Below are 21,519 nucleotides of genomic sequence, written 5' to 3' on the forward strand. Positions count from 1 at the left end.
TGGGCAGGGTCTACCCCGCCTTCACCGGAGTGGTCCTGCTCCCCAGCCTGCTCCGGGCGCTCCGCCGCTCCACCCTCACCACGCTCCGGGCCGCCACCACTCAGTCTTTTAAGCCCCGTTTCACGCGCGTCGCAGCCGCAGGGTGACCAGCTGGAAGGGACGCAGCGTCAGCGTCACAGCTCCGCCGCGGACCCCGTGCAGCTGGCCGCCGCCGAGCGGCCGCTCGAGCAGGTCGACCGACTCGATGCCGGCGCAGTCGAAGCCGGCACGCACCGTCGCCGACGTCCGTGTCCCGAACGCCTCGTAGAGCCGCACCACCACATCGCCCGTGCCGTCCTCGGCAAGCTTGAGGGCCTCGACCACGACCCCCGGATGGTCGACGGCCACGAGCGGGACGACGCTGCCCTCTCCGCGCACGGCGCGCAGCGGAAGGTTGGCCTCGTAGCCCGACTGCACGGCCTCGGCGATCCCGGCATTCGGGGTCACGGTGACGCTGAAGCGGTGCACGCCCGCGTCCGCTCCCGGGTCCGGGAAGAGCGGCGACCTCAGCAGCGAGAGCCGGACGGTCGTCGTCGTGCCGCCGTCCTCGCGGACCGCGCGGGTGATGTCGTGGCCGTAGACGGTACGGTTCGCGATCGCCACGCCGTAGCCCGGCTCGGCCACGTGGACCCAGCGATGGGCGCACACCTCGAAGCGGGCCGCGTCCCAGGACGTGTTGACCGGAACGGGGCGGAAGACGTGCCCGAATTGTGTCTCGGCGGCGCTGCGGTCCGCGCGCAGGTCGAGTCCGAACCCGAGCTTGAGCAGCTTCTGGCGCTCGTGCCAGTCCACCTCGGTCTCGATCCGCAGGCCCGCCGCCCCCGGCGCGAGCACGAGCCGCTGGAAGACCGTCGAGGAGCCGAAGGCCCGCCGGACCTCCAGCACAGCCTCCCCCGGGCCGCCCTCCACCGGGGCCACCGAGACGGCGTCGTCGAGGCGCTCGACCGTGTGCCGGTAGAACTCATCGATGTCCCACGCGTCCCACTCGTTGGGGGTGTCGCGGTGGAGCTCGAGGAGGTTGCCCGCGGCCCCGGGCGCGATCGCGTCCCGGCCGCTCGCGGCATCGACGAGCGAGACGAGGAGGCCGTGCCCGTCCACCTCGGCCCGGACCGGGCCGTTGTCGAGCACCCAGCCGCCGCCCGCCGTCGTGCGCACCACGGTGGCCGCCGGCTCGGCGGGACGGTCGGCCCGCGGGAGCCCGCCCCCGAGCGCCGGCACGCCGGCCCTGGCGTGCGGGGCAGCGTTGAGGAAGACCTCGTTCTCGCCAGGGCCGACGAGCACGGCGGCGGCGTCGCCGATGAGCGCCTCGAGGTCGCGCTCGATCGCGGCGTAATTCCGTTCCGCGTCCCGGTGGACCCAGGCGATGGCAGTGCCGGGGAGGATGTCGTGGAACTGCTGCAGCAGCACCAGGCGCCAGATGCGGCGCAGCTCCTCGGCCGGGTAGTCCGCGCCGGCGCGGACCGCGGCCGTCGCGCACCACAGCTCCGCCTCGCGCAGCAGGTGCTCGCAGCGCCGGTTCCCGGCCTTGGTGTGTGCCTGGGCCGTGTAGGTGCCGCGGTGCTTCTCGAGGTACATCTCCCCCGTCCAGACCGGCGGGTGGGCGTAGTCGGCCTCGGCCTCGGCGAAGAACCCGGCAGGGGTGCCGACGCTCACCCTCGGCGAGCCCTCGAGGTCGCGGAACCTCCGGGCCGCGGCCATCATCTCGCGCGTGGGGCCGCCGCCGCCGTCGCCGAAGCCGAAGGGCACGAGGGACATCCCGGCCCGGCCGTGCTCGCGGAAGGTGCGCTCGGCATGGGCGAGCTCCGCGGCGCGCAGCTCGGCGGAGTACGTGTCCGCGGGCGGGAAGTGCGTGAACACGCGCGAGCCGTCGATCCCCTCCCACAGGAACGTGTGGTGCGGGAACCGGTTGACCTGGTTCCACGAGATCTTCTGCGTCAGGAACCACCGGCTCCCCGCCGCGCGGACGATCTGCGGAAGCGCAGCCGAGTACCCGAACGAGTCCGGCAGCCACGCCTCCTGGCAGTCGACCCCGAACTCCTCGAGGAAGAACCTCTTGCCCTCCACGAACTGCCGGGCCATGGCCTCGCCCCCGGGCATGTTGGTGTCCGACTCGACCCACATGCCGCCTACCGGCATGAAGCGCCCGTCCGCGACCTTCTCCTTGATCCGCTCGAACAGCTGCGGGTAGCCGTCGCGGATCCAGGCGAGCTGCTGGGCGGACGAGCAGGCGAACGTCAGTTCTGGGTCCTGGTCCATGAGCGCGACCACGTTGGCGAACGTGCGGGCGCACTTGCGCTGCGTCTCCCGGACCGGCCACAGCCAGGCCGAGTCGATGTGTGCGTGCCCCGTCGCGACGATGCGGTGCGCGCTCGACTCGGCCGGGGCGGCCAGCACCTCAGCGAGCGCCGCGCGGCCAGCGGCCGCCGTCGCGCCGACGTCGTACGGGTCCACGGAGTCTGCCATGCGCTCGAGCGCCCGGAGGATGAGGTGGCGCCGTGGCCTGTCGTCCGGCAGCTCGTGCATGAGCCCCCAGACCGCCTGCACGTCCTGCACGAGCTCCCAGACAGCGAGGTCCCGCTCCGCGAGCAGGAGCGGGCCGAGGCGGTAGAGCGGAGCCGGCCCGGCCGTGGCGCGCTCCCCCAGCCCGGTGGGCTGGAACGTCCAGCCCTGGGCGACGTCGGGGTTGGCGGCCGCCTCTACGTAGAAGTCGACCCCGGGGCCCCCGCCCATCGCGGCCAGCGGCACGTACTGATTGCGCGGATTGAGCGCCTTGACGATCTCGCCGCCGGGCAGCCACGCGAGGCCCTCGCACTGGAACCCCGGCAGCTCGTCGGTGTAGCCGAGGTCCACGAGTACCTCTAGCTCCGTCCCGCTCTGCCCCCAGCCTTCGGGCACGCGCCCGGTGAGGTGCAGCCACGTCGTGGACCAGGCCGGCCCCCAGAGGTCTCCCGGGCCCGTGGGTACGAAGTGCTGCGCGAGCGCGTGCTCGAGGGACACCGGCTCCCCCGGAGCGTCCCACCTTTCGGCGGTGAGTGGCACCGTGCGCCGGTAGATGGCGGGGGCGAGCCGCTCGCGGAGGAAGCGGTAGATCCGGGCCTCGGTGATCAGCCGATCGTCATGCACGGAATGTCCAATCAGTTGATTAATCCTGGCCCCACGCTACCCCACGCGTTCGCCGAGGGAAACGCCCCCGTCCCCGGCGTTTCGGGTACGCATCTCGCTGCTCGTCCCCCGTCTCGGGTACACATCTCGCCGCGGATTCCGGGTTCCGGGTACGCGGCGCCGCGACCGGTCCGGGACCGCGGCGCATCGTGGGCGCTCGGCCTCCCCGGCGCACCCCACGGAGGCCGGGCCCTCGCGAGAGGGCGGGCGGTGGGAGGGGCGAGAGCCGTACCCGGAATGGCAAAAGGGCGACGAGATGCGTACCCGAAACGGGGAGGGGCTAGGCGGAGAGCCGCTCGTGTCCCGCGTAGACGTTGAACCCGGAGCCGCGGCTGAAGCCGATGAGCGTCACGCCGGCGTCCTCGGCCAGCTCGACGGCGAGCGTGGACGGCGCGCTGACGGCGGCGAGCACGGGGATGCCCGCCATGGCGGCCTTCTGCACGAGCTCGAACGAGGCCCGCCCGGACACCTGCAGGACCGTTCCGGACAGGGGAAGCCGGCCCTCGCGCAGGGCCCATCCGACCACCTTGTCGACGGCGTTGTGCCGCCCCACGTCCTCGCGGAGGCACTCGAGCTCAGCACGCGTGCCGCCGTCGTGCACGGAGAAGAGGCCCGCCGCGTGGACGCCGCCCGTCTTCTCGAACAGCGCCTGGGCCTCGCGCAGGCGCTCGGGCAGCCCTGCGAGGAGTTCGGGAAGGACGGTGACGGCATCCTGGGCCGGGCTGTGGTGCGAGGTGCGGCGGACCGATTCGATGGAGTCCGTGCCGCAGATGCCGCAGGCGCTGGAGGTCACCACGTTCCGTCCCAGCTCCGGGACGGCGACGCCGGGCCGCAGCTGCGCGTCGACCACGTTGAAGGTCTGGCGGCCCTCCTCATCCTCGCCGGCGCAGAAGCGTTCCGAGACCAGTTGGTCCGCCTCCCAGATCACGCCCTCGGAGACGAGGAAGCCGGCGACGAGGTCGAAGTCGTCGCCGGGCGTGCGCATCGTCACACTGTAGGTAAGCGTCCCGGCGGGGCCAGTGAGGCGGATCTCGAGGGGCTCCTCGACAGCGAGCACGTCCTCCTTGTGGCGGACCGGATACTCGCTGCCGAGGACGTACTTGTGCACCTTGCGGCGCTGGCTCAGCCGGCCCACGGCGCCCTCCTCACGTCGGTTCGAGGCACGCGCCTCAGCTCAATTGTCCCCCGCGCGCCGCGCCTCAGGCGTCGAGCGCGCTCCAGTCCACCGGGTCCTTGGACGCCACCGGGCGCCGCTTCGGCCTCGCCTTCTGCGCGGGGGTCGCGGACGACGGCGCGTGGCCGCCGAGCGGGCGGCCCCACGGGAGCGGCAGGCACGGCACGGGGGCGGCGAGCTCGAGACCGTGGGGCGGGACCACCATGAACCCGTCCGCGCGCGCGAGCCCGCGCAGCATGCCGGACCCGATGCCGGCAGCGGGCGAGGCCATCCCGTACATGCGCCGGAAGGGAATCACCCGGGTGCGCCTGAGCTCCGGCTCGAAGGCCTCGCCCGAGGGAAGCTCGATGGGCTCCACCGGTTGCCGGCCCGACAGTGCGGCGAGCAGTGGCTCCCCCACGGTCGCGAGCCCCACGACCGCGGCCAGGGGATTCCCGGGCAGGCCGAGGAAGAAGCGCCCGTCGGGCAGCTCCGCGAGCACCGTCGGGTGCCCCGGGCGCATCGCCACCCCGTCGACGAGGAGGCGGCCGCCCATCGCCGCGACGATGTCCCTGAAGTGGTCGGACCCACCCTTGCCGGTCCCGCCCGTGGTGACCACGACGTCCGCCGGACCGGGCTCCGCGCCTGCCGCGCCGCCGTCGGACGCATCCTGTCCGGGGCCGGGGCGGTCGGCGAGGGCGGCGGCCCACTCGGCGGCATCGTCGCCGATCTTCTCGTGGGCCACGAGGATGCCGCCGTAGGCCTCGACGAGCGGCGGGATGAGGTAGCTGAAGACGTCGCGGACGAGGCCGGGCCCGGGCAGTCCGCTCTCGACGACCTCGCCGCCGGTGCGCACGAGCTTGACGAGGGGCCGGCCCGCGACCTGGAGGGAGTCATGCCCGGCCAGTGCGGCGAGCGCGAGCTGGGCGGGCCCGAGCGCGGTCCCGTCCTTCAGGAGCGCCTCGCCCTCGCGGGCCTCCTCGCCGGCCGGACGGAGGTCTGCGCCGCCGCCGGGGGCCCCGGGAGGCGCGCCGGCGGAGAGGCGCAGGTGGGGCAGGCCGTCCTCGTCCGGGGCCACCTCCCCGTACTCACGCCGCAGGACGGCGCGCGCACCCGGGGGCAGGGCGCCGCCGGTGACGATGGGAACGGCCTGGTGGGCGGTGAGCGGCTCGTCCGGCTCGACGATGATCCACGGCCCCGTGCCGCACACGGCCCAGCCGTCCATCGCGGAGGAGGTGTAGTGCGGCATGTCGCGCAGCGCCCTGAGTGGCCCGGCGAGCGTGCGGCCCAGGGCCCGGGCGAGGGGGACCTCGGTGGGCGGGAGCGGGCGGGCCGCCGCGGACGCGGCGGCACGGGCCTCGGACCAGGTGAGGTGCAGTGCGTGCTGGGTGCCGGCCGCGTCCGGGCCGGGGGTCATTCCTCGGTCCCGGCCGACCTGCGGGACTTCACGGCTTCAAGGGCGTCGGCCACGGCGCTCCGCATGGCCTCGCGGGGTTCCGCGTGCCCGCCCCCGACGGCAACGCCGGCGGCGTAGGCGGCGATGAAGGTGGTGAGGGGTGCTGCCGGCCGGACCACCGAGTGGGCCGCGACGCCGGCAAGCCCCAGGACCGCGTCGATGTCGACGTCCAGGTCCCCGAGCCCGAGCTCCTGGGTGAGCTCCGCGCACCATGCGCGCAGCAGCGCGTCCTTCTCTGGGTCACTCATGGGCTTCCTCCTGCCGTGGCGCTCGGCCCGGCATGTCCGGGCTCTCGATGCCCCAGCGCCGCGCGGCGTCCCAGGTGTCGACGTCGGCCGAGGAACCCGGCGGCAGCCGCAGGGGCAGCAGGCCCAGCCTAGCAACGACGTGCTTCATCGGACGGTTGGCGAGGCCGCCGTCGCGGGCCAGCGCGTCGAGGGCGGAGGCGAGCGGGCCGCGGCGGAGCAGGGACAGCAGAGGCTGGGAGCGTCCGTCGGCGTCCTCGCCGAGGACCCCGTCGCAGTCCGGCTCGGCGGAGGCGGCCTCGAGCAGCGCCGCGACGGCCCCGCCCGCCTGCGGCAGGTCCGCCGCGACGACCGCGACCCAGCCCGGGGCCCCGCCGTGCTCGGGCGGAAGCGCAGCGAGTCCCGCGGCGATGGCCGCAACCGGCCCGGCGTACAGCGGCTCCTCGCGCGTGAACAGCACGCGTCCGCACTCCTCGTGGCCGCAAGGGCCGGTGCGCTTGGGCGGCCCTCCCGGCTCCCCGGGGCCCGGGCCCACGACGGCGACGCAGCGCGCCGCGGCCACGGCGCCGAGGGCATGCTCGAGGAGGGTCGCGCCGCGGTAGGCCAGCTGGGGCTTCGGGTATCCGCCGAGCCGGGAGGCGCGGCCGCCCGCGAGGACGACTGCGTCGTAGGCGGGCGCCGGCCGGGCCCGGGCGGGCCCCCGACCAGCCTGATGGGACCTCAGGCTGCCGACTCCGGGGCGAGGAACGGTCCCCACTGGGCGACCGGCTTTTCCAGTTCCTTGATCTGCCAGACGACGCCGACCGGCTGGGACGGCGTGAAGCGCAGCTTCCAGCCCATCTCCGCGGGCGTGTGGTCGCCCTTGACGTTGTTGCACCGCAGGCAGCAGGCCACGAGGTTCTCCCAGGACTCGGCCCCGCCGCGCGAGCGAGGAAGCACATGGTCCACTGTGTGGGCCGCCTTGCCGCAGTAGGCGCACGCATGCGCGTCCCTGCGGAGCACGCCGCGTCTGCTGACCGCGGTCACGTGCGTGCGCCGTGGCCTGATGTACCGATGGAGCAGGATCACCGACGGGCGCCCGAGCACATCGCGCGGTCCGACGACTGGCTCGCCGTCTTCCGCCACGACGCTCGCCTTCCCGGCGAGCACGAGCACGAGCGCGCGGCGGAAGGTGACCACCGCGAGCGGTTCGTATCCAGCATTGAGAACGAGTGTGCGCATGCGCGTTCCTCACGGCCGTACCCGGTCAGGGGCACAGGGCCGGCTGCCCTGTGCATAGCCGGGCTGACTCTCCAAGAGTACTGAACAGCCGCACCATTCAACGAACGCGGGCGCCGGAGGCACCGAGGCGCCCGCAAAGCTTCACCCGCGCGACACCTTCCGACGCGCGCGGCCGGGGCCGCGCCGCGGCCCGCTCCCGGACCAGCGCCGTGGTGGGCCGGAGACGACGACGGCGCCCCTTCCGTGGAGGAAGGGGCGCCGTCGAAGAAGACCTGGGGCCGTTCGCTGCCCCGGGAGATCGACTGGCTCAGCCGCCGACGCGGATGAAGACCGGGCCGGAGCCGACGTTGACGCTGAACAGCGCGGTGGTGCCGCCGTTCCAGCCGCCGTGGACGGCCATGCCGTTGCCGACGTACACGGCGATGTGGGCCATGCCCATGCCGCCGTCGGCGTAGTAGGCGAGGTCGCCCGGCTGCGCCTCGGCGGCGCTCACGGTGCGGCCGAGGGACAGGTAGCCGGCCGGCCAGCCGTGGTAGTGGATGCCCACGGCAGCCAGCGAGTTGGTGGCGAGCATGGTGCAGTCCTGCGCCACGCCGAGCTGCGCGTACGCGGCGGCAGCGATCGCGGCACCCATGCCCGAAGACGCGGCCGGCTTCGCAGCCGGGGCGTCGACGGTGGTGGAGGCGGCGGCCTGGACCTTCGCCGGGGCGGCGGCGACCTGGGTCTCGGTGCTCGCCTGCGCCGTGGGGGCGGCCGGCGCGGCGGCGGGAGCCGGGGCCGCGACGACCGGGGCGGCGACGGACTCGACGGCCGGGCGCTCGAAGCTCACGTTGGCGTTGGCCTCGGCGGAGATGGGGGACTGGACGGCGTTCGCGACGTCGAGCGCGGCCGGGGCGGAGGCCTCGCGCTGCGAGGGGGCCTCTGCGGCGTTGGCCGCGACGCCGCCGGTCAGCACGAGTCCGCCGGCCGCGGCGATGACCGCGGCCTGGCGGCCGACGCCGCCTGCGTTCTCGGAGACGGCCTTCGCGATGACGGCCAGCGAGGAGGTGTTGTCCGCGCGGTGGCGGGCAATGCCTGCACGAGTGGTCATATCAGGGGGTTCTCTCTCTGTTTTCGTGTCCTCCCGGGCAGCAGGGGGTCAGCCCGGAAGGAGGGGCGCCATGGTCACGGTCCATCGCGCCGCCCAGAATGCGGATTGGTCTCAGTTGAGGGTGTAGAAGACGGACGAGCCGGTAGCGTTCACCGCATGGAGCAGCGTGCCCTGGGAAGGGTTGAGAGCGCTGATCATCATCCCGTTGCCCACGTAGATGCCCACGTGCGCGCCGCCGTTCTGGACCACCAGGTCACCGGGGGCGGGCGTCGCCGTCTGGTGCATGATGGACCAGGCCTGGACGCGGGGGATGCTGATGCCAGCCTGAGCGTAGACCCACTGAGTGAAGCCCGAGCAGTCCCAGCCGGCCGGGGTGGTGCCGCCCCAGACGTAGGGGTGGCCGATGCCGGTGTAGGCGATGCCAGCGAGGGTCGAGCCGAGAGCGCTGGCCGCAGCCGCGAGGCGCGGCGCAGACGACTGGACGCTGAGGCCGGCCTCGGGGGTCTGGCCGGCGGCCGGAGCAGTGGACTGCACTGCCTGCTCGAATGCCGTCTCGACGATCGGCGCCGCCACCGACTTCACGGCGGGGCGCTCGAAGGAGACCTGGGCTTCATTGGACGCGACGACGCTCGGCGCGGAGGCGCTGGCCACGTCGGAGAGTGCGGAGGCCTCGCGGGAGGTCTCTGCTGCCTGAGCGGGGAGCCCGGCGCTGATGATCAGCCCGGAAGCCGCCGCAATGACGGCCGCCTGGCGGCCGATGGTGCCGGCATTGCCGGAAACCGCGTGCGCAACAGCCTCAAGCGGGCTCGTGCGAACCGGTAGGGCGCGATGGCGCGCAGTCAACGTGCGAGTCGACACAGTTGTAGCCTCTCCCAATGCCTACGAGGTGAGCTGTCGGGTTCGGATGGAAAGTATCCGGCCTCCTGGCAGAGCCAGGCTGCTTAACCCCAAGGCCCTCCAGATATCAGAGGGCCGAAAGTGGTTCCCCCGCCTCTGCCAGACGGAATGTGCGAACGGCTCCGGGAAGTGGCAGAGCTCGGCGTTCTTCCCGGATGTTCCAACTTGGTAGGAGCCGGAACAGGAACGACCTTACCCGAGGGCGCTCGAAATGTCACATTCGGATCACAGCCAGAAAACAGGTCATCACGAAACGGACACGACGGATCTCCGACAGCGCCGCAGAGCGCCTCACGGGCGCGGGAGACGACGGCGGCGGGCACTCGCCGTCGTCCTCCTAGAGCCAGCCGTTGGGGTCGACGACCTCGCCGTTGACCATGACCTCGAAGTGGAGGTGGCACCCGGTCGAGGCGCCCGTCGTGCCGCTGAGGGCGATGGCCGCCCCGCGCTCCACCTTCTGCCCCACGGACACCGAGAACGAGGAGAGGTGGTTGTAGGTCGTCTCGAGGCCGTTGCCGTGGTCGATGACCACACGGTTGCCGCCGCCATAGGGGTGCCAGCCGGCGAAGGTCACGGTCCCGCTGGCAGCCGCCTTCACGGCGGTGCCGCACTGCGCGGCGAAGTCCTGGCCTCGGTGGAACTCGTCCGGGGAGCCGGTCACGGGGCTCACGCGGCGCCCGAAGGGAGAGGTGCGCTCCATCGCGGCGAGCGGGGCACCGAGGGCGTGCTGCGCCTGGGCCGGCGTGATCCCGCCGGCGGACTCGGCGCCGAGCATCTGCCTGAGGTGGCCGTCCGGGTCCACGGCGCTGCCGACCGCCGCGCGGGCGAAGGGCACTACGGCGTCCGCCGCCGCCGTGACCTGCGGCTGCTCCGAGGCCGCTTCCGTGGCGGTGGCGCCCTGGGTTGCCGTCGGCACGGTCACGGTGAGGACCAGGCCGGTGGCGGCGAGCGCGACCCCCGCCTTCTGGCCGACCCCGGCAACGGTGGCGATCTCGGCCAGCTGGCGCATCGGGCCGCGGCGTTCGGCGGCCCGGCGGCCCCGGCGGGTGGCGCCGGGACCTGCGACTGCTGCGCGGGGGCGCGGCGGCGTGTCCGCGCGCCGTCGGCCGCGCACGGCTGACTGCGTCAAGGGATTCCCTCTCTGTCATCGCCTGCGGAGTTAGCTGTCGGGTTCGAGCCAGAGAGTCCGGACTCGGCCCAGCCGCGCGGGCCCCCGGCAGAGGCCGAAGCAGGGCACCGAGCGTGCTGCGGCTTCACCCCAAGGCGGCCTGCGGCCGCCGTCGGTGGGTCCCCCGCCTCTGCCATCGGGTGCTGTGATTCCTCCCCGCTGGCAGAGCTCGGCGTGCGGGGGGGGAACGGCACCGGTGGCTCGGCGCCGAGTCCAGCATAGGCCCATGACGCGGCACCGTAACATTCCCGTGATCTTTAGTGAGACATCGCTCACACGCTACGCCGCGGTAGGAATTAGTCCACCGGGTAGAGTTTCTGTCGCTTTGTGTGAAGACCTGTGAGATCCAGGTCTCACTGCGCGCCTCCCAGCCCCGGGTGCAGGGCACGCGCAGGCACCAGGAAGACCTTCCCGGGCCCCGCAGAGTGCGGTGCGCCCCAGGACGGGGCGGGGCGCCTCAGCCGACGGAGACGAAGACGTGCGAGGCGACCTCGGCGGGGAGCTCGAGGGCTCCGTCCACGCTCGCGACCCGCACGGAGATGTAGTCGCCCACCCGCTCGAGCGCGACCTTCGCCCCCGGCCGGATGCCGCCCTCCTCGAGCTGGGCGAGGAGCTCGGGGTCGACCTGGATCGGCTCGGCGAGCCGGCACACCACGACGTGGGAGCCGGCCGAGTAGTCGCCCATCGCCTCGACGAGCGTGACCACCCCGTCCCCGAAGCCGCCCGACGACTCGCCGCCGAGGGCCTCCAGCCCGGGGATCGGGTTGCCGTAGGGCGACTCGCTCGGGCGGCCCAGCAGCTCGTAGAGGCGCCGCTCCACCCGCTCGCTCATGACGTGCTCCCACCGGCACGCCTCGTCGTGGACGTAGGGCCAGTCGAGGCCGATGACGTCCGCAAGGAGCCGTTCGGCGAGGCGGTGCTTCCGCATGACCTCGACGGCGCGCTTGTGGCCCAGCTCGGTGAACTGGAGGTGCCGGTCCCCCGAGACGACGACCAGACCGTCGCGCTCCATGCGCGCCACGGTCTGCGACACCGTGGGGCCCGAGTGGCGGAGCCGCTCGGCGATGCGCGCACGCAGGGGGGTGATCCCCTCCTCCTCGAGCTCGAGGATGGTTCGCAGGTACATCTCGGTGGTATCGATGAGGTCGGACATGCGCGGGGCGGGCTCCTGGCGGCGGGACGGGCGGTGCGCTTCACCGCCCCACAGCGAGTCTAGCTTATTTTGATCTGCTCAGATTAGCCGCCGAATCCGGGCCCGATCGGATTCGCACGCCCCCTCGCGGGTGCGGCACACTTGATCCGGGGCGGGAGGGCTCGAGCCCCCGCCCCCAACCCGGATCCCCTAGGAGGCGCCCCCGTGAGCGATACCAGCCAGCTTCAGATCCCCGCCGAGCTCCTGCCGGCGGACGGCCGCTTCGGGGCGGGCCCGTCCAAGGTCCGCAAGGAGCAGGTCGACGCGATCGCCGCGGCGGGCTCGACGCTGCTGGGCACGTCCCACCGCCAGGCGCCCGTCAAGAACCTCGTGGGCAGCGTCCGCGAGGGCCTCAAGCAGTTCTTCGCCGCGCCCGAGGGCTACGAGGTCATCCTCGGCGTCGGCGGCTCCACCGCCTTCTGGGACGTCGCCTCCTTCGGGCTCGTCCGCTCCAAGGCCCAGCACCTCTCCTTCGGCGAGTTCGGGTCGAAGTTCGCCAAGGCCACCGACAAGGCGCCGTTCCTCGAGGCCTCCTCGATCATCACCTCTGACCCGGGGACGCGCCCGGCACCGCGCGCCGAGGGCGGCGTGGACGTCTACGCGTGGCCGCAGAACGAGACCTCGACCGGCGTCGCCGCCCCGGTGCAGCGCGTCGAGGGCGCCGACCAGGGCTCCCTCGTGGTCATCGACGCGACGAGCGCGGCCGGCGGCCTGGCGGTCGATGTCTCCGAGAGCGACGTGTACTACTTCGCCCCGCAGAAGAACTTCGCGTCCGACGGCGGGCTGTGGCTCGCGCTGTTCTCCCCCGCGGCGCTCGAGCGCGCCGAGGAGATCAAGGCCTCGGGCCGGTGGATCCCCGACTTCCTGGACCTCAAGACGGCGATCGACAACTCGAAGCTCAACCAGACGTACAACACGCCGAGCCTCACGACGCTCGTGGGCCTCAACGCGCAGATCGAGTGGCTCAACGCCCAGGGCGGCCTCGAGTGGGCGGCGGCCCGCACCGCGGACTCGGCCGGCCGGGTGTACGGCTGGGCCGAGGCCTCGGACTTCGCCACCCCGTTCGTCGCCGACCCCGCGGACCGTTCCAACGTGATCGCGACCATCGACTTCGACGACTCCGTCGACGCCGCCCGGGTCGCCAAGGTCCTGCGCGCGAACGGGATCGTGGACACCGAGCCGTACCGCAAGCTCGGCCGCAACCAGCTGCGCATCGCGACCTTCGTCGCCATCGAGCCGGACGACGTCACCAAGCTCACCCAGGCGATCGACTACGTCGTCGCCCAGCTGGCGGGCTGAGGCCGGCGGCCGCACCCGGCTCCTGTGCACGACGGCGGGCCCCCACCTCTTCGGTGGGGGCCCGCGGTCGTCCTCGGCCGGCTCGGCCGCTGCTCAGTCCTCGCTCGGCTCCGGGCCGGCCCCAGCGGATGGGACCTCCCCCGATGCCTCCTCACTGGCGGCCTCCGCCGGGGTGCCCTCCACTGGGGCGGCATCCCCCGGGGCGGTTTCCGTCGCGGCAGGCGCGCCGCCCTCGGTAGGCGAGCCTTCGGCGTCGTGCGTCTCGCCAGCCGCATCGGCGTGGGCCGCGGCCCGCTCCTCGGGCCGGACGCGCTCCGACCAGGGCACCCACTCGGGGGCCAGGACGGCGTCCTCGGAGGGCACGAGGCCGATCTCGTTCACCGTGGCCTTCTTGGAGCGGGCGACCCTGGCCACCGTGACGAACCACTGCCAGCCGCGGTACCCGGGGAGGCGGGACTCGAAGAGGTGGGTGACCACGCGCTCGCCCTCGCTCTTGGCCGCGAGGTGCTCGCCGACGTCCGCCGGGCGCGCGATGTCGGCGAGCGCGGACCGGGCGGTGTCCACCGCGGCGGCGAGGAAGGCGTCCGGCTTGCCGACGCGCCACACCGGCACGCCCGCCTTGCGCTTGACGGCAGCCGCGGGCCCGGCGGCCTGGGAGCGGGAGGTGTCCTCGGCCATGGCTAGGCGTCGAGCTGGTCGGCGACGCGGCGCAGGGCGGCCGCGATGGTGTGGGCCTTCTCCGGGTAGGTGCCCTTGGCCAGCTGCCCGGAGAGGTTGTCGAGGACGCTCACGAGGTCCTGCACGATGGGCGCGAGCTCGCGGGCGGGCATGCGCTTCGCCCGGGCCACCGACGGGAGCTTCTCGAGGACCCGCACGGAGAGGGCCTGGGGCCCGCGCCGCCCGTCGGCGACACCGTACTCGAGCCGGGTGCCCGTCCTGACCTCCGCGTCCGCGGGCACGGCCGAACCGGGCAGGAAGACCTCCTGCCCGTCGTCGCCCGCGATGAACCCGAAGCCCTTCGCCTTGTCGAAGAACTTGACCTTGCCAGTTGGCACTGCCACAACCCCCATCTGTGAGGACTCGAAGGGAAACCGCCCGCTCCGCTGCCGTGGGGCGAGCGCGGACGCTGGCCGCGGCACGTGTTCTGGTCACGGGCGGGATGCTGTACTGCATCTAGGTTACTGGCTCGCGCCCGGAAAGTCGGGGCGCTGCCCCCGCCCGGGCCCGGGCGCTGTTAGGTTGGAGCCATGGTGCCCTCCGTGCCTCATCAGGACCCCCTCGGCCCTCCGGCGCGCCACGAACCCGCGAGGGGCTCCGGCACCCCGGGCTGGCGCAAGGCTGTCACGGCCGCCGGCGTCATCGTGGCGGTGGTCTCGGTAGCGGCGTGGGCCGTGACGCTTTCGGTCGCCGCAGCCGGCGGGTCCGAGCCGGCATGGGTCGGCGCCCTGGCCCTCTACGGGCTTCCCGTGGCATTCATCCTCATGGGGGCAGCGATTGTGGGGGCCGTCATCGAACGGAGGCGTCGCTAGCATGTCATCGATCCGCGCACTCGCCGAGGAACTGTCGGCCCGGGGCAACGACTCCCTCCGCCGCCTGTTCCTGGCCCGCCCGGACCTGATCATGCCCGGCGTCCCCGACTTCGCCGCCCTCGCGGCGCGCGCCTGCGCCCGGGTGAGCCTGCAGCGGGCCCTCGAGGGGCTCACCAAGCCGGAGCTCGAGGTCCTCGAGGCCCTCGTGCTGACCACGAACGAGGACGAGGGCCGCAGCGGCAGCGCCGTCGAGCTGCGCCACGCTGTCGGCAACGCGACGCTGGGCACGCTCGAGACGATCCTCGCGAACCTGTCCCAGCTCGCGCTCCTGTACCGTGCCGACCCGCCGGACACCATCCACTCGGCCTCCGGCAGCCGCCGCCGCTACTACCAGCCCGTGGCGCGCGTGCGCGAGGTCCTCGGCAGCTACCCGGCCGGCCTCGGGCGGCCGTACACCGACCTCGCGACGACGTCCTCGGTCTTCGCAGAGCGGGCGGCGCGGATCGTGAACGCGAACGCGGCGCTCCAGCCCGAGGGCCAGCAGCAGCCCGTCGAGCACCACATCGCGGCGGCGTACGCGCTCGAGCGGTGGGCGGCCCTGCCCGAGGCGCTCGACGGAGCCCCGCCGCGCACCGCGGAGGTCCTCGCCAAGTTCGCCCACTGGCCGGTCGGCGCCGTCCCGCACGCGGCCGCCAGGATCAGGCCCGGAAAGAAGACCGACAACCCGATCGACTGGCTCCTGACCCACGGCCTGCTGGTGCCGCTCGACGACGAGCACGTGGAGCTCCCGCGCGCCGCCGGCCTCGCGCTCCGCGGGGGGCGGATCGTCCCAGACCTCGCCATGTCCCCGCCCCCGGCCGCGCTCTCGACGACCACGGCCGCCCTGCGCCGCAACGCCGCGCTCGGCGCGATCGGGGACGTCCTGCGCACGGTCAGCGCCCTCGCCGTCGAGGCGGCCGAGCGGCCCATCGAGACGCTGCGCTCCGGCGGCGTCGGAACCCGCGAGATGCGCCGCCTGACCGCCGCACTGCGGACCGACGCCGACGCCGCGGTGTTCGCGCTCGAGCTCGCGGCCGCGGCCAAGGTCCTCAGCTTGGACCCGGACACCTCCACGTGGCGCGCCACCGGGGCCGAGGCGTGGCTCGCCCTGTCGCGGCCCGAGCAGTGGCTCGTGCTCGCGACCGTCTGGCTGGACACCCCCCGGGTCGCCTCGCTGGCGATGTCCGGGGAGGGAGGCGACCAGCTCGCGCCGCTCTCCGGGGAGGGCCAGCGCTCCGACGCGCCCACCGTCCGGCGCCGGATCCTCGAGGTGGCCGCGGCCCTGTCCCACGAGAGCGCCCAGGCCAACGGACGCGTGCCCGTCGTGGACGCCGAGTCGGTCCGCGTGAGGATCGACTGGCTCCAGCCGCGGCTCGCGCGACGGCTGCGGGGCCTGCTCGACACGGTCCTCGTGGAGGCCGCCCTGCTGGGCTTCACCGGGTCCGGCGCCCTCACGGGCGTGGGCGAGGCCGTGCTGCGCGACGACTTCGACGCGGCGCGCGCGAGCCTCGCGGAGCTCCTGCCCGCCGGGGTCGAGAAGGTCCTGCTCCAGGCCGACCTCACCGCGGTCGCCCCCGGCTACCTCGACCCGGTCCTCGCCCGCCGGCTCGCGCTCCTCGCCGACCCCGAGGGCCGGGGCCCCGCCACCATCTACCGGTTCTCCGCGGCCAGCCTCCGCCGCGCCCTGGACGCCGGCGAGGATGCGGCCTCGATCCACGCGTTCCTCACCGAGCACGCCTCGACCGCGGTGCCGCAGCCGCTGGCCTACCTGATCGACGACACCGCCGCGCGGCATGGCCGCATCCGCGTGGGCCGTGCGGGCAGCTTCATCGCGAGCGACGACGAGGCGGCCCTCGCGGGGGTCCTCGCCGACCCCGCGGCGCGGCAGCTCGGGCTCACCCAGATCGCCCCGACGGTCCTCGTGAGCAACGCCAGCGCGCAGGAGGTCGCGGGCGTGCTGCGCGAGCTGGGCCTCTCCCCCGCCGTGGACGCCTCCCTCGACCCCGTGGTGCGGCTGCGGCGCGCCGCCGGCGGGGCCACCCTGCCCGTGCCGGCGCCCCGCGCGCCCGTCCCGGACCAGGAGGCGGTGGAGGCCCAGCTGGCCATCCTGCGGACGCAGTCGCCCGTGGGTCCGGCCGGCGACGAGGCGGCCCCGGCGATGGGCATCGAGACCCTCCAGAAGGCGATCCGCCTCAAGCGGGCGGTACGCTTGAGCATCGTCGACGCGCTCGGCAACTCGAGCATCGAGGAGCTCCGCCCGGTCTCCATCTCGGCCGGCCGGGTGCGCGTCTTCGACCCGGAGCGCGAGACGGAGCGCGTCCTCTCCGTCCACCGGATCATCGACGTCGAGCTGGCCTGAGCGGGCCGTCCCCCGGACGGCCCCCGGCCGGCCGGGAAGGAGGCTCCCCGTGAGCGACGGACCGCTCATTGTCCAGAGCGACAAGACCATCCTGCTCGAGGTGGACCACCCCCAGTCCACCGAGGCCCGCCACGCGATCGCCGCGTTCGCCGAGCTCGAGCGCGCGCCCGAGCACGTGCACACGTACCGGATCACCCCGCTCGGGCTGTGGAACGCGCGGGCCGCCGGGCTTGACGCCGAGCAGGTCCTCAACACGCTCCTGACCTACTCGCGCTTCCCCGTCCCGCACGCCCTCCTGATCGATGTCGAGGAGACGATGTCCCGCTACGGGCGTCTCCGCCTCGAGAAGGACCCCGTCCACGGCCTCGTGCTGCGCTCCGAGGACTTCCCCGTGCTCGAGGAGGTCCACCGGGCCAAGAAGATCGCCCCCATGCTCGGCCCGCGCATCGACCCCCAGACAACCGTGGTCCACTCCTCCCAGCGCGGCGCGCTCAAGCAGGCGCTGCTCAAGATCGGCTGGCCCGCCGAGGACCGCGCCGGGTACGTGGACGGGACGCCGCACCCGATCGCCCTGACGGAGACGGTGGCCGCGCCGAGCACCCCGGCGGAGGGCGGGACGCACGACGGCGGCGGCTCGCCGGCGTCGTCCGCCTCACCGTCGGCCGGCGGCGCCGGCTGGTCCCTGCGCCCGTACCAGCGGGTCGCGGCGGAGAACTTCTGGGCCGGCGGCAGCGGCGTGGTCGTGCTCCCGTGCGGGGCGGGGAAGACGCTCGTGGGCGCCGCGGCGATGGCGCAGTCGTCCACGACCACGCTCATCCTCGTGACCAACACCGTCTCGGCCCGGCAGTGGCGCGACGAGCTGCTCAAGCGCACCACGCTGACCGAGGAGGAGATCGGTGAGTACTCCGGGGCGGTCAAGGAGGTCCGGCCCGTCACGATTGCGACCTACCAGGTCCTCACCTCCAAGCGGGGCGGCCTGTACCCGCACCTCGAGCTGCTCGACGCGAACGACTGGGGCCTCATCGTCTACGACGAGGTGCACCTCCTGCCCGCGCCGATCTTCCGCATGACCGCGGACCTGCAGGCCAGGCGCCGGCTGGGGCTCACGGCCACGCTCGTGCGCGAGGACGGGCGCGAGGGCGAGGTCTTCTCGCTGATCGGCCCCAAGCGCTACGACGCGCCGTGGAAGGACATCGAGGCGCAGGGCTACATCGCCCCCGCGGACTGCGTCGAGGTGCGGGTGGACCTGCCGCGCGAGGAGCGGATGGCGTACGCGATGGCCGAGGAGGCGGACAAGTACCGCCTCTGCGCGGCGAGCGAGACGAAGACGGACGTGGTCGAGCGGCTCGTGGCCCGGCATGCGGGCGAGCAGCTGCTCGTGATCGGGCAGTTCCTCGACCAGCTCGCCGAGATCGGCGAGCGCATCGGCGCCCCCGTCATCACGGGGTCCACAAGCGTCAAGGAGCGCCAGCGGCTCTTCGACGCGTTCCGCGCCGGCCAGGAGCACCGCCTCGTGGTCTCCAAGGTCGCGAACTTCTCCATCGACCTGCCGGAGGCCTCGGTCGCGATCCAGGTCTCGGGCTCGTTCGGGTCGCGGCAGGAGGAGGCGCAGCGGCTCGGGCGGCTCCTGCGGCCCAAGGCGGACGGGCGGGCGGCGCGGTTCTACGCCCTCGTCGCCCGGGACACCCTGGACCAGGACTTCGCCGCGAAGCGCCAGCGGTTCCTCGCCGAGCAGGGCTACGCGTACCGGATCCTCGACGCCGGGGAGATCCCGGGCAGCTGAGAGCGGCGGCGCGCAGGCCGCCCGGGGCGTCCCTCGTGCGGGCGCCGAGGCGACCCGCCAACTTCGCACAGCCAACGTCCAGACGATTCTCAGAAACCGGGGAGACGATGGAGGCGTGAAGAAGACCGAGCACGAAGCCAAGCTCCTCGTCGTCGACGACGAGCCCAACATCCGGGAACTCCTCTCGACCTCCCTGCGGTTCGCGGGCTTCGAGGTCGTCGCGGCCGGCAACGGTCGGGAGGCCCTCGCCGCCGCCGAGGCGCAGTCCCCGGACCTCGTGGTCCTCGACGTCATGCTGCCGGACATGGACGGCTTCACGGTCACGCGCAAGCTCCGCGCCGCCGGCCGGCATGTGCCCGTCCTCTTCCTCACGGCCAAGGACGAGACCGAGGACAAGGTCCAGGGCCTCACCGTGGGCGGCGACGACTACGTGACCAAGCCCTTCAGCCTCGACGAGGTCGTGGCCCGCATCCGCGCCGTCCTGCGCCGGACCCAGCCCGTCCTCGACGACGACGCGGTGATCCGGGTGGACGACCTCGAACTCGACGACGACGCGCACGAGGTGCGCCGCGGCGGGGTGAGCATCGACCTCTCCCCCACCGAGTTCAAGCTCCTCCGCTACCTGATGCTCAACCCCAACCGCGTGCTGTCCAAGTCCCAGATCCTCGACCACGTCTGGGAGTACGACTTCAACGGAGACGCCTCGATCGTCGAGTCCTACATCTCCTATCTGCGCCGCAAGGTGGACGTCAACGGCCCCGGCCTCATCCAGACCAAGCGCGGCGTGGGCTACGTCCTGCGGACGGCCGAGAAGCGCTGACGCGTGCTGGCCGCCTGGAAGCGGGCGTCGCTGCGGACGCAGCTCGTCGCGATCATGATGGTGCTGCTCACTGGCGCCATCTTCCTGACGGCGGCGGCCACCGTGACCCAGCTACGCACCTACCTCGTGGGGCAGCTCGACGCGCGCCTCGACAACGCCTCCGAGTTCGCCAGGAACAACCAGGACATCGACCTGCTGACCACGGCGAACCCGATGATCCCGCAGGACTACGTCCTGGTGATCTACCCGCAGGGCGGGTCGCCGAGCTTCTACTACTCGCCCGACCAGTCGATCGGGCGACCTGACATCCCCTCGATCACTCCCGACGAGGCGCGAGCGATGCAGCAGCGGGGCGAGATCCGCGAGGTCCGCGGCACCGTCAGCTCCGTTGACTGGCGCTACACCGCGATCCCCGTGCGCATCGTGGCGTCCAACACGCCGGCAACCATCGTGATCGCCCTGCCGCTGACCGAGGTCGAGGACGCCATCCAGCACACCCTGGGGCTCACCGCAGGGGTGGGGATCGTGACCCTCGCCCTGGTCTTCGCGATCGCCACCTGGACGGTCACGCGCGCGTTCCGGCCGCTGCGGCGGGTGGAGAAGACCGCCGCCGCGATCGCCGCGGGAGACCTCTCCCAGCGCGTCGACGAGGAGGCCCCCGGCACCGAGCTCGGGCGGCTGTCCACCTCGCTGAATGCGATGCTCGCCCACATCGAGGTCGCGTTCCAGGCCCGCATGGCCTCGGAGGCGCGGATGCGCCGCTTCATCTCGGACGCCTCCCATGAGCTGAGGACGCCGCTCGTGACGATCCGTGGCTTCTCGGAGCTCTACCGCCACGGAGCCCTGGCCACGCAGGAGGACGTCGCCACGGCGATGGGCCGGATCGAGAGCGAGGCGAAGCGCATGGGCACCATGGTCGAGGACCTCCTGACCCTCGCCCGCCTCGACGAGCAGCGCCCCCTCACGCTCAAGCCGCTGGACCTCCTGCCGATCGGCCACGACGCCGTGGTGGACATGCGGGCCACGGCGCCGGACCGCACCGTGCGGCTCGTGGGCCTCGACAGTGACTCCCCGGCGCCCGCCCCCACGCTCGGGGACGAGGCGAGGATCCGCCAGGTGGTCGGGAACATCGTGGGCAACGCGCTGCAGTACACGCCGCCGGGCTCGCCGCTCGAGGTTGCCGTCGGGACGCGCGGCGCCGGGCCCCACCCGGTGGCCGTCCTCGAACTGCGCGACCACGGCCCCGGGATCGGGGAGAAGGATGCGGCGAAGATCTTCGAGCGCTTCTACCGCGCAGACTCCTCCCGCACGCGGGACACTGGCGGGACGGGCCTCGGGCTGGCGATCGTCGCCGCGATCGTCGGCTCCCACCACGGCAGCGTCCGGCACCACGACACCCCCGGCGGCGGCTCCACCTTCGTCATCGAGATGCCGTACGTCGTCGTGCCGGAGCGGCCCGCGGAGCCTCCGGCCGGGGCGGCCCGGGCTGGCGCGGAGCGCTCCGAGCGCACGACGGCGGGCGGCGGCGCGGGCGGCAACCTCCCCCGATAGTTGTCCACAAAGGACGGGCCGGCGCTGCGCCGGCTGCCCGTCTCTCCCTAGGGTCGGAGGAACGGCGCGGACCAGCCGCGGCCCACACGAGAAGGCGGACAACCATGGCGATCATGAGGGTCGACACCGAGGCCATCAGCTCAAGCGCCCAGGCGGTACTCGCGACCTCCGAGCGGGTGCGCGCGGAGGTGCAGTCGATGCGGAACAACCTCGAGAACCTGCGCGCGAGCTGGGAGGGCCACGCCTCCAACAGCTTCCAGGCCCTGGTCGCCGACTGGGCCCGGACCCAGGCCCAGGTCGAGGCCTCGCTCGGCCAGATCGGCACTGCCCTGCGCAGCGCAGGCAGCGCGTACGGCGACATCGAGACGAGCAACGCCCAGCGCTTCGCGGGGTGAGGCCCCACCGCGGCGGCCCCCCCCGCCCCCCCCCGGGGGGGGGGGGGGCGCCGGGGGGGGGGGGGGGCCGGGGGGGGGGGGGGGGGGGGCCCCGCCAGGCGCCGCGGCCCGGGGGGCGCCC

Annotated in this window: 19 protein-coding genes and 2 riboswitches; of the genes, 7 read left to right on the plus strand and 12 right to left on the minus strand. The window is 73.5% G+C overall.

Features of this window, described 5'->3' with window-relative positions; translation table 11 throughout:
* Positions 1-120: 120 nt before the first annotated feature.
* The 10 genes from J2W21_RS19480 to J2W21_RS19525 form a co-directional block, all read right to left on the minus strand.
* The gene (locus J2W21_RS19480) at positions 121-3,162 is read right to left on the minus strand and encodes an alpha-mannosidase (RefSeq protein WP_307116172.1); all 3,042 of its coding nucleotides are present in this window, start codon (positions 3,160-3,162) and stop codon (positions 121-123) included.
* Positions 3,163-3,481: 319 nt separating this feature from the next.
* Positions 3,482-4,336: a formate dehydrogenase accessory sulfurtransferase FdhD gene (gene fdhD / locus J2W21_RS19485; RefSeq protein WP_307116173.1), complete on the minus strand. Its 855-nt coding sequence runs from the start codon at positions 4,334-4,336 to the stop codon at positions 3,482-3,484.
* 64 nt (positions 4,337-4,400) lie between these two features.
* Positions 4,401-5,771, minus strand: coding sequence for a molybdopterin-binding protein (locus tag J2W21_RS19490; protein WP_307116174.1), 1,371 nt, complete (start codon positions 5,769-5,771; stop codon positions 4,401-4,403).
* Positions 5,768-6,058: a DUF6457 domain-containing protein gene (locus J2W21_RS19495; protein WP_307116175.1), complete on the minus strand. Its 291-nt coding sequence runs from the start codon at positions 6,056-6,058 to the stop codon at positions 5,768-5,770. The genes J2W21_RS19490 and J2W21_RS19495 overlap by 4 nt, the downstream gene beginning before the upstream one ends.
* The gene (locus tag J2W21_RS19500; protein WP_307116176.1) at positions 6,051-6,812 is read right to left on the minus strand and encodes an NTP transferase domain-containing protein; all 762 of its coding nucleotides are present in this window, start codon (positions 6,810-6,812) and stop codon (positions 6,051-6,053) included. Before J2W21_RS19500 ends, J2W21_RS19495 begins: the two co-directional genes overlap by 8 nt.
* On the minus strand, positions 6,776-7,276 hold the full coding sequence (locus tag J2W21_RS19505; protein WP_307116177.1) for an HNH endonuclease: 501 nt from the start codon (positions 7,274-7,276) through the stop codon (positions 6,776-6,778). The genes J2W21_RS19500 and J2W21_RS19505 overlap by 37 nt, the downstream gene beginning before the upstream one ends.
* Before the next feature lie 307 nt (positions 7,277-7,583).
* A complete protein-coding gene (locus J2W21_RS19510) occupies positions 7,584-8,366 on the minus strand; it encodes an NlpC/P60 family protein (RefSeq protein ID WP_307116178.1) in 783 nt (260 codons plus the stop codon).
* 111 nt (positions 8,367-8,477) lie between these two features.
* Positions 8,478-9,209, minus strand: a complete 732-nt coding sequence (locus J2W21_RS19515) for a C40 family peptidase (RefSeq protein WP_307116179.1) — start codon at positions 9,207-9,209, stop codon at positions 8,478-8,480.
* 19 nt (positions 9,210-9,228) lie between these two features.
* Positions 9,229-9,395, minus strand: a riboswitch (cyclic di-AMP (ydaO/yuaA leader).
* Between the two features lie 205 nt (positions 9,396-9,600).
* On the minus strand, positions 9,601-10,392 hold the full coding sequence (locus tag J2W21_RS19520; RefSeq protein WP_307116180.1) for a M23 family metallopeptidase: 792 nt from the start codon (positions 10,390-10,392) through the stop codon (positions 9,601-9,603).
* Positions 10,393-10,395: 3 nt separating this feature from the next.
* Positions 10,396-10,584, minus strand: a riboswitch (cyclic di-AMP (ydaO/yuaA leader).
* Between the two features lie 304 nt (positions 10,585-10,888).
* Complete coding sequence (locus J2W21_RS19525; RefSeq protein ID WP_307116181.1) at positions 10,889-11,584, minus strand: metal-dependent transcriptional regulator; 696 nt, start codon at positions 11,582-11,584, stop codon at positions 10,889-10,891.
* Between the two features lie 204 nt (positions 11,585-11,788).
* Here J2W21_RS19525 and serC point away from each other — a divergent pair, with 204 nt between their 5' ends.
* Positions 11,789-12,922: a phosphoserine transaminase gene (gene serC, locus J2W21_RS19530; protein WP_307116182.1), complete on the plus strand. Its 1,134-nt coding sequence runs from the start codon at positions 11,789-11,791 to the stop codon at positions 12,920-12,922.
* A 93-nt stretch (positions 12,923-13,015) separates the two neighbouring features.
* Here serC and J2W21_RS19535 read toward each other — a convergent pair whose 3' ends face one another.
* Both J2W21_RS19535 and J2W21_RS19540 read right to left on the minus strand, forming a co-directional pair.
* The gene (locus J2W21_RS19535; protein ID WP_307116183.1) at positions 13,016-13,600 is read right to left on the minus strand and encodes a DUF3027 domain-containing protein; all 585 of its coding nucleotides are present in this window, start codon (positions 13,598-13,600) and stop codon (positions 13,016-13,018) included.
* A 2-nt stretch (positions 13,601-13,602) separates the two neighbouring features.
* Entirely contained in the window at positions 13,603-13,977 is a 375-nt protein-coding gene (locus tag J2W21_RS19540; protein ID WP_307116189.1) for a cold-shock protein, read from the minus strand.
* Between the two features lie 192 nt (positions 13,978-14,169).
* Between J2W21_RS19540 and J2W21_RS19545 the strand changes: the two genes are divergently transcribed.
* From J2W21_RS19545 to J2W21_RS19570, 6 genes are all read left to right on the plus strand, one after another.
* Positions 14,170-14,451, plus strand: a complete 282-nt coding sequence (locus J2W21_RS19545) for a hypothetical protein (RefSeq protein ID WP_307116184.1) — start codon at positions 14,170-14,172, stop codon at positions 14,449-14,451.
* A 1-nt stretch (position 14,452) separates the two neighbouring features.
* Positions 14,453-16,849, plus strand: a complete 2,397-nt coding sequence (locus J2W21_RS19550) for a helicase-associated domain-containing protein (protein WP_307116185.1) — start codon at positions 14,453-14,455, stop codon at positions 16,847-16,849.
* 49 nt (positions 16,850-16,898) lie between these two features.
* Positions 16,899-18,632 carry a DNA repair helicase XPB gene (locus tag J2W21_RS19555; RefSeq protein WP_307116186.1) on the plus strand — a complete coding sequence of 578 codons (1,734 nt, stop codon included), beginning with the start codon at positions 16,899-16,901 and terminating at the stop codon, positions 18,630-18,632.
* 115 nt (positions 18,633-18,747) lie between these two features.
* Entirely contained in the window at positions 18,748-19,452 is a 705-nt protein-coding gene (locus tag J2W21_RS19560; protein ID WP_066496202.1) for a response regulator transcription factor, read from the plus strand.
* A 3-nt stretch (positions 19,453-19,455) separates the two neighbouring features.
* Positions 19,456-21,003, plus strand: coding sequence for a sensor histidine kinase (locus tag J2W21_RS19565; protein WP_307116187.1), 1,548 nt, complete (start codon positions 19,456-19,458; stop codon positions 21,001-21,003).
* Between the two features lie 104 nt (positions 21,004-21,107).
* Positions 21,108-21,398, plus strand: a complete 291-nt coding sequence (locus J2W21_RS19570) for a WXG100 family type VII secretion target (RefSeq protein WP_307116188.1) — start codon at positions 21,108-21,110, stop codon at positions 21,396-21,398.
* The last annotated feature ends 121 nt before the right edge of the window (positions 21,399-21,519 follow it).

This window comes from Sinomonas atrocyanea, assembly GCF_030811715.1.
Taxonomy (GTDB): domain Bacteria; phylum Actinomycetota; class Actinomycetes; order Actinomycetales; family Micrococcaceae; genus Sinomonas; species Sinomonas atrocyanea_A.